The sequence below is a fragment of the Staphylococcus croceilyticus genome (assembly GCF_002902575.1).
Classification (GTDB): domain Bacteria; phylum Bacillota; class Bacilli; order Staphylococcales; family Staphylococcaceae; genus Staphylococcus; species Staphylococcus croceilyticus.
In genome coordinates this window covers 1-8,547 of the sequence record NZ_PPRD01000046.1, presented here as the reverse complement: position 1 = coordinate 8,547, position 8,547 = coordinate 1, and the positions used below count along the sequence as shown (strand labels likewise).

The following is an 8,547-nucleotide window of genomic DNA, read 5'->3' as shown; positions in this document are numbered from 1 at the left end:
GTTACATTTATTGGAATTAACGTTGACATATTGTCATTCAGTTTTCAATGTTCATTTCTTTACCACAAGAATTAATTATACTCGCTATCGACTAGAAAGTCAATAACTTTTTTTATTTAATTTTTGAAGTATTTTAATGTTCGTTGATTTGTTCCGCTCAACAGATATATACTATACAGGCTTTCCAAGTATTTCACAACGGTAAAAATTACACCTTTTCAATTACGAATAAGCATTTTCAACGTAATAACCGAACTTTAATTAGTATATAAACCGCAAAGTACGCTTAATAAGTTTAATAACATATATTTTACCCTACTATTAGTAATCAAATCACTATAAAAACAAACTTTAAAAAATTTACATTTTCTATAAATAAATTTAAAAAAACCACTATTTCCTAAAAGAATGGCTCATTTCATTAGTATTAACACTAACTTGAAACAGTTTCTTCTATAAATAGTGGCTTAATTATTCTTACATTTCTGTTCTACCTGCGATAGCTTTTGAAAGTGTAACTTCATCAGCGTACTCTAAGTCTCCACCTACTGAAAGTCCTTGCGCTAGTCTCGTCACTTTTATACCGATAGGTTTAACTAACCTTGAAATATACATAGCTGTTGACTCGCCTTCAAGGTTTGGATTCATAGCGAGAATAAGTTCTTTAACTTCTTCATTTTTTAGTCTATCTATTAAAGTAGGAATATTGATGTCTTCTGGACCAATACCATCCATTGGAGAAATGGAGCCATGTAATACATGGTAAAGCCCTTTATATTCTCGCATTTTTTCCATAGCAATGACGTCTTTATCATCTTCAACTACACAGATAACTGAGCGGTCTCTTTGTTTATCTTCACAAATGTAACAAGGGTCATTTTCAGTGATATGACCACATACGCTACAATAAGTAAGTTCTCGTTTAACATCTACTAAGGCTTTAGCAAATTGGACAACATCGTCTTCTTTCATATCTAAAGTATGAAATGCCAGACGTTGAGCCGTCTTGGGACCAATGCCTGGCAGTTTCATAAAACTATCTATTAATTTAGATATGGGTTCTGGATAATGCATCTATTCTTACATTCCTGGAATATTTAAGCCTTGAGTATGTTTGCCTAAACGTTCTTGTGTTAAATCGTCCGCTTTGTTCATAGCCTCGTTTGTAGCTGCTAAAACTAAGTCTTGTAGCATTTCGATATCATCTGGATCCACTGCTTCTTCTTTAATTTCTACATCTACAACTTCTTTATGGCCAGTAACTGTTACAGCAACCATGCCACCGCCAGCAGTACCTACAATACGTTCTTCTTTAAGTTTTTCTTGTTCTTGAGCCATTTTCTTTTGCATTTTTTGCATTTGTTTCATCATTTGTTGCATATTTCCGCCACCGCGCATAATATCATTTCCTCCTTAAATATATAAGTATTTACTTTTAATTTATAATTTATTATACATGCGTTTATTATCATTGTCATGTATCACTATTTATCCGCTCTAGGGCCTATCATTATTACTTTTAGAAACATCTATCTCTAAAAATAAATTTTATTCGTCGATTAAATTGACCGTTTCTTCGCCAAATAAATCGCGTGCTTTTTGAGCCACATCCAATTCTTTGTCTTCATTCTTATTAGCTTCTTTATTTTCTTCACTGTCATTATTTCTTCGATTGTTAAGATATTCCGAACGCACTCGCATCCATTGATCAGATGGTACACCCACTACCTCTACATCTTTATTGATAATATTTCTAACGACATTTTCAATGTTACTACGTTTTTCTTCATCTCTATTAACAATTTCGCAATGAATCTCTTCATCAAATTGAACTAAAACACGTTTAGCACTCGCTGCAACTGGCACAGAATTTTGTAATAAGCTGACTAAGGATTTTTTATCGTTACTTTTAGCATAATCAATGACTTCTTGCCAATGTTTTTTTAATAACTGAATATCTTCTTTATTAGCCTCATCTAAAACCTTAGCGATTTGAGTCATAGAGAAAGGATTTTTATTTGCACGTTTTCCTCTATTGTTCGCTTGAGTTGCGTTAGTTTTATTATTAGATGGTGTGATACCTTGTGCTTTTAACATTTTTAATTCATTTTCAAGTTGTTCCATTCTTTGTAGTATCACTTCATTATGAGGTTCTGCAGCCACTTGAGTTGTAGCTACGTTTTGGACATTTTCTGGTTGATTTTTTATCATTTCAGCAATTTTCACCAATAAAACCTCGAAATGCACATTTTGATTAACACTAAAGCGAATTGAAACTAACGTATCATTAATGATATCAATTAAATGATATAAGGTTTCTAAATCGAATCGGAGTAAGGCATCATATTCTGTTTCACCTTCAACCGTTTTATTCATAATCGTATCACGCACGAAGTAAATCATATCATTAATTAATCGATTAACCTCTTTACCTTCTGCGATAAAGCGATGATAACGTGTAAAGGCTTCTTTCACATTCCCATCAACCACTTCTTTAAATAAGTCGTTTAATGCCACTTCATCGACACTGCCTGTCACGTCTAATACGTCTTGTAATGTTAAGTGCTCATCACCGAATGCAATGGCCTGATCCATAATACTTAATGCATCACGCATACCGCCTTCAGACGCTTTGGCAATAAATTCAAGGGCAGCATCATCATATTGTAATTCCTGTTCCTCAGCTACAAAACGTAATCGCTCTATAATTTGCTCTGTGCCTATCGCTTTAAAATCAAAACGCTGTGCACGTGAAATAATAGTTGGAGGAATTTTATGAGGTTCAGTTGTTGCTAATATAAAAATCGCATGTGCAGGAGGTTCTTCAAGCGTTTTTAATAATGCGTTGAAAGCCCCCGTCGTAAGCATATGAACCTCGTCAATAATGTATACTTTATATTTTGATTCACTAGGTGCGTATTTTACTTTATCTCTAATATTTCTAATCTCGTCTACACCGTTATTACTAGCCGCATCAATTTCGATAACGTCGCCATTTGTACCTTGGGTAATCCCTTTACAGATGGCACACTCATTACACGGCTCTCCGTCATGAGGGTTCAAACAGTTAATCGCTTTGGCAAATACTTTGGCAATACTTGTTTTACCTGTACCTCTTGGGCCGCTAAATATATAGGCATGCGATTGTTTCCCTTTTGAAATAGCATTGCGTAACGTTTTCGTTACATGTTCTTGACCTACAACGTCTTCGAAACTTTGAGGTCTAAACATTCGATATAAAGCTTGATAATTCACATTCGCACCTCCGTTAACAATTACGTTATATTATATCATGCCTTACTTTCCTAGACTTAACTCAATTTTATATTATATCTGCATTACGCACGGTACCATGGGGATAATCATTTAACTGATCCCATAAGAATTTCACACGTAATTTATCTTCATTTGTTTCTTTTGAGAAAATATGATGTACATCTGCACGCTCATATCCTATCTTTTCAAAATAATCTGGACTACATCCCACTATAATTGTAGTGTAATGCTGCGATTTAGCACGTTCTTCAATAGCTTGAACTAACGCTTTACCTAATCCTTGATTATGTATACGTTCATCTACAATGAGAGACACGAGTTCTAGAGCTTTATATTTATTATCATCTGTAACAAGATTAACTTCACTTAACATGATGTGACCGATGATTTCTCCATTTTCATTTTTAGCAATCACTTCTAACTCATAGTTATAAGTTTCCGCTTGACGTAAGCGCGCTACAAGCTGACGTTGTGACGCACCATTTTGATTTGCGTGTTGATTATAGCTTTCTTCAATTTTATCTAGCGTCGCAGCATAGTCCGTTTCAGTTAAAGTGCTTAAATAGATTTGCATCCATTATCCCCCTATTCGTATATCTTTAACGCTTCCCTATTTTGAAAAGGCCCCAATGTTGATAAAACTCCATGCCTCTTTATTTCACATATAAATATTATACTTCTTTATTCTATACAAAAAAGAGGTGACTTTAAATTAAAGTCACCTGTAGGTTGATTATCTATGTATAAGTTTATTAATTTTAAATATAAAAAAACCGCGCACCTTCGAATCGAGTGTGTATCATAAACGTTACCGAAGTCGATAGCTAAATCTCGGCTACCCTACGGCACATATGAGGATCCACTTAATGCTGCTTCCGTCAGGACCTGACATGGTTCATGGGTTCATATTGCATAGGACCGAAATCTTCAAACACCTCGTGCTTCGGGCAGACTTCACAAAGACACACCCTCAACGAAGGAATTAAGTCTCGCATAAAGCGGATTTCGAGTACAGGGAACCGCTACCTCCCCACCTAGCACGGTAAGTTTAATAATACTATAAATAATAAACTAAATGCAAGCATAATGTTGCAAAGAATCACGCGCTATTGATACAAACCTCTCTCTCGTGCTCTTCAATGACGCTTTTATTTCGTATGTCTTCTTGAAAATTCATTAAATTTAAATTCTGTTGCTAAGTGCTTAGACACATTATATTGAAATTGTGTTGTATCTTTCAAATAAACAATACTTCTTACTGTCGCCGTGTATGGGGGCTGCACTTTTCCAAAAACATCGTATTCACAATCAGTAAATGGCTCAAACGTAATCGCTTTATTGGAATAACTAATTTCTAAACCTAATTCCGTTTCCAAATAATAATAGATTGAGTCTTTCGCTACTTGATCAGTAATAGATGGGACTATCGAAGTTAAAAAATAATCTTCATCTAAAATCTTTACTATGCCATTCACACTGCGGCTTCTTATAACATGGATAAGAGGTTGATTCTGCGTTAAATTAAGGTGCTTCTTAACATGAGGCACTGCATCCGCTTCAATCACTTCATTAAGAAGGACATTCGTGGTATGTTTCAAGCCTAATTCTTCTTTCACTTCTTTGAAACTAATTAAATTCGAGAAAGGAAATTCCGTCATGCCTTGGTCGATGACGATAGAACCTTTACCTCTAATCTTTTGAATCATCCCATCATTCGCTAACAGTTCTAGTGCTTTCCTTACTGTTTCACGCGAAGCATGATATTTCTCAACTAATTCATGCTCAGAAGGTAATTGATCACCATAGCTGTAAGTACCATCGAAGATACCTTGTTTTAATTCATCATAAATCGTTATAAATTTCTGTTGTGCCATCTTTTCTCCACCAGTCTGCTTAGCCAATCATTATGAACGTTCAATCACTATTGCACCAAATGGTGATATTTCACCATTCTCCACCGTACCATTTTTAATCACAATATTTCCATTTGTATCGATTTCATCTGGAAGTTTAACTGCTTCTTTTGAAAAGTTAGCAATCACTAGCCAAGATTGATTTTGATAGTTACGACTGTAAATAAATAATTGAGGGTGTTCCATATACATTGGCTCAATATCGCCATAAGTAATAATATCATGTTCATGACGTAGGGCGATAAGTTGGCGATACGTTTGTAAAATAGAATGTTCATCTTCCATAGCATCTTCTACATTTACTTTATTAATATTATTAGGTATATCAATCCATGGTGTACCCGTCGTGAAACCAGCATGTTCATTTGAGGTCCATTGGATTGGCGTACGTGAATTGTCACGTGATTTTTGACCTAAAATAGTTAAAATCTCCTCTTCGTCTATGCCTTTATGTTTTAAATTTTCATAAGCATTTAAAGACTCAACATCGCGATATTGTTGAATAGAATCAAAGTGTGGATCGGTCATACCGATTTCTTCACCTTGGTAAATGTAAGGTGTACCTTGCAACATATGAAGAGCAATTGCCAACATCTTAGCACTGGCTTGACGATTCTCCTCAGTTGAATCATCTCCGAAACGTGACACTACACGAGGTTGGTCGTGGTTGCACCAGAAGATCGCATTCCAACCGCCGCCTTTATTAATGCCCACTTGCCATTCCATCAAAATTTCTTTTAATTTTAGAAAGTCCAATTTCGCATTCGTCCATTTTTCTCCATCTACATAATCCACTTTTAAATGATGGAAATTAAATACACTACTTAATTCTTGGCGCTCAGGCTGCGTGTACTTAATGCAATTATCAATCGTTGTAGATGACATTTCTCCTACTGTCATCATATCTTTATCTCCAAATGTATGGCGATTTAGTTCATGAAGATACTCATGAACGCGTGGGCCATCAGTATAAAATTCTTTGCCTATCTTAGGTGAATTTTTAAATTCGCCTTTAGATATTAAGTTAATGACATCAAATCGGAAACCATCTATACCAAAGTCAATCCAATGATTAACGACATCGTATAACGCTTTGCGAACAGTTTCATTATCCCAATTTAAATCTGCTTGTGTGACATCAAACAGATGTAAGTAATATTCTTCTGTATGTTCATCATATTGCCAAGCATTGCCACCAAATTTTGATTCCCAATTCGTCGGTGGTCCATCCTGAGATGGTCTGAAGAAATAAAAATCGCGATATGGATTATCTTTTGAACTAATCGCTTCTTTAAACCATTGATGTTCCGTAGATGTATGATTAATGACTATGTCCATCATTACTTTTAAATCACGTTGATGAGCTTCTTTAACTAATGTTTCGAAATCTTCCATCGTGCCAAATTGTTCATTTATTTTAAAATAATTACTAATATCATAGCCGTTATCATTCATAGGTGATTCATAAATTGGCGTTAACCAAATGTAATCTACACCTAAATATTGTAGATAGTCTAATTTTTCAATAATACCGTTTAAATCCCCTTGGCCGTTGCCAGTGGTATCATTAAATGATTTAGGATAAATTTGATAAACTACTGATTTTTTCCAGTCTTGTTGAGCCATTTTCATTCCACCTTTATATGTAGTAAATAGGATTAAACGAAAAGACGTCCAAGTACTTATAAAATGATACGTGAACGTCTTTATTGTTGTGCGTTACCCTTATTTTGTTTCGTCAGGATTTTCAACCATTTTCTTAGCTTTAACCGTAGTAAATCTTGAGAAAATGATCGTTAAAATTGCTGGTACTATAATAGCAAGTAATGTGATTGGAATATAAATGTACCAATATTCACTCTTGATTGAAATAAATGCTGGAACACCGCCAACGCCTACGTTTCCTAGTACTCTATTTGCACCGATAATTGCGCCTAAAACGCCTGAAGTACAAATTGCAGCGAAGAAAGGCACTTTAAGTGGTAAGTTCACACCAAACATTGCGGGTTCTGTTACGCCTAAAAATGCTGACACACTTGAAGTTAACGCTAAACCTTCTTCTTTCGCCATTTTACGACGTCTATAAATAAACCATGCGCCAAATGCAGCTGAGCCTTGGCAAATATTAGAGATAGCAACGATCGGCCATAAGTATGTACCACCTAATTTACTTCCCATTAATTGGAAATCAACTGCTAAGAACATATGATGTAAACCTGTGATAACAAGTGGTGCATAGAAGAAACCATAAATTGCGCCACCTAACCAACCAGCATGTTCAAAGACGAATTGAATCGCCCCAGTGATTGCAGTTCCAATGGCTAAAGCAATCGGTCCAATAATGATGAACGCTAAGAATCCAGTGATTAATAATGCTACTGGACCTACCACGAGCATTTTAATAGAATCATGTACGACCTTGTTAAGCGCTTTTTCAATGAGTGAAAGTACATAAGCCGCGATTAATACTGGTAATACTTGTCCTTGATAGTTTAACTGTTTGATCTCTAAACCGAAGAGATTCCAAGTTGGGATATGCCCTTTTGCAATATCATATTGTGATACCAATTGTGGATGCATTAAAATCAAGCCAAGTACCAAACCTAAGATAGGACTACCACCGAAGACTTTCATACTACTCCAACCAATCAATGCTGGTAAGAAGATAAATGCGGTACTCGCGATAACATTGATAATGTTCGAAATATCACCTAGTTGTGGGAACTGTTCTACAAGTGGCTTAGGACCAAATAGATTTTCCATTGTTAAAAGATTATTAATCCCCATAAGAAGCCCGGCAGTAACTAAAGCAGGTAAGATAGGAATGAAGATATCTCCCAATAATTTAATCAATCTTTGTACTGGATTACCTTTTTTAGCTGCAGCTGCTTTCGCTTCATCTTTCGACGCTTCTTCTGCACCTGTTTCTTTTATAAATTGTTTATATACTTCGTCTACTGTTCCTGGACCAATTACAATTTGGTATTGATTGTCCGCTTTAAATTGACCTTTTACTAACGTATTATCATCTAAAGCTTCTTTATTAACTTTATTATCGTCTTTTAATACTAAACGCAAACGAGTTACACAATGGGTTGCAGTATCAACATTGTCTTTGCCACCAATTGCTTTTACGATGTCTTGTACATCTTTTCTTTTGACAGCCACGCCTTTCACTCCCTTATCTTTAATACATAAAGTATAACTTGTCTAGACAAGTTTTGTAAAGGCTTACATTCAGTTTCACATATTTGTAAAAAAAGGGTGATATTTGGCTCTATAATAAATCGGACTGATGACTAAAAATCATCAGTCCAATTTTTATGTTTTGAATACAAAAATAGCGCAATTACCTCTA

The 8,547-nt window shown here is 35.1% G+C and carries 7 protein-coding genes and 1 other RNA gene; all 8 read right to left on the bottom strand.

Annotated elements, in window-relative coordinates:
• Positions 1 to 477 precede the first annotated feature (477 nt).
• Positions 478 to 1,074, bottom strand: a complete 597-nt coding sequence (gene recR / locus CD128_RS06770) for a recombination mediator RecR (protein ID WP_103329261.1) — start codon at positions 1,072 to 1,074, stop codon at positions 478 to 480.
• 6 nt (positions 1,075 to 1,080) lie between these two features.
• Positions 1,081 to 1,398, bottom strand: coding sequence for a YbaB/EbfC family nucleoid-associated protein (locus CD128_RS06765; protein ID WP_031916187.1), 318 nt, complete (start codon positions 1,396 to 1,398; stop codon positions 1,081 to 1,083).
• A gap of 150 nt (positions 1,399 to 1,548) precedes the next feature.
• Positions 1,549 to 3,255 (bottom strand): DNA polymerase III subunit gamma/tau, encoded by a 1,707-nt coding sequence (gene dnaX, locus CD128_RS06760; RefSeq protein WP_103329260.1) that lies wholly within the window; start codon positions 3,253 to 3,255, stop codon positions 1,549 to 1,551.
• A gap of 67 nt (positions 3,256 to 3,322) precedes the next feature.
• Positions 3,323 to 3,850 (bottom strand): GNAT family N-acetyltransferase, encoded by a 528-nt coding sequence (locus tag CD128_RS06755; protein WP_103329259.1) that lies wholly within the window; start codon positions 3,848 to 3,850, stop codon positions 3,323 to 3,325.
• A gap of 199 nt (positions 3,851 to 4,049) precedes the next feature.
• Positions 4,050 to 4,319, bottom strand: an RNA gene (gene ffs / locus CD128_RS06750) — signal recognition particle sRNA large type.
• 105 nt (positions 4,320 to 4,424) lie between these two features.
• Positions 4,425 to 5,150, bottom strand: coding sequence for a trehalose operon repressor (gene treR, locus CD128_RS06745; protein WP_103329258.1), 726 nt, complete (start codon positions 5,148 to 5,150; stop codon positions 4,425 to 4,427).
• A 30-nt stretch (positions 5,151 to 5,180) separates the two neighbouring features.
• Positions 5,181 to 6,815, bottom strand: a complete 1,635-nt coding sequence (gene treC / locus CD128_RS06740) for an alpha,alpha-phosphotrehalase (RefSeq protein WP_103329257.1) — start codon at positions 6,813 to 6,815, stop codon at positions 5,181 to 5,183.
• A gap of 99 nt (positions 6,816 to 6,914) precedes the next feature.
• A complete protein-coding gene (gene treP / locus CD128_RS06735; protein WP_103329256.1) occupies positions 6,915 to 8,357 on the bottom strand; it encodes a PTS system trehalose-specific EIIBC component in 1,443 nt (480 codons plus the stop codon).
• Between the last annotated feature and the right edge of the window lie 190 nt (positions 8,358 to 8,547).

Coding starts and splice junctions, on each gene's coding strand:
- recR (WP_103329261.1), bottom strand. CDS start 1,074: ATGCATTATCCAGAACCCATATCTAAATTAATAGATAGTTTTATGAAA.
- treR (WP_103329258.1), bottom strand. CDS start 5,150: ATGGCACAACAGAAATTTATAACGATTTATGATGAATTAAAACAAGGT.
- treC (WP_103329257.1), bottom strand. CDS start 6,815: ATGGCTCAACAAGACTGGAAAAAATCAGTAGTTTATCAAATTTATCCT.
- CD128_RS06755 (WP_103329259.1), bottom strand. CDS start 3,850: ATGCAAATCTATTTAAGCACTTTAACTGAAACGGACTATGCTGCGACG.
- CD128_RS06765 (WP_031916187.1), bottom strand. CDS start 1,398: ATGCGCGGTGGCGGAAATATGCAACAAATGATGAAACAAATGCAAAAA.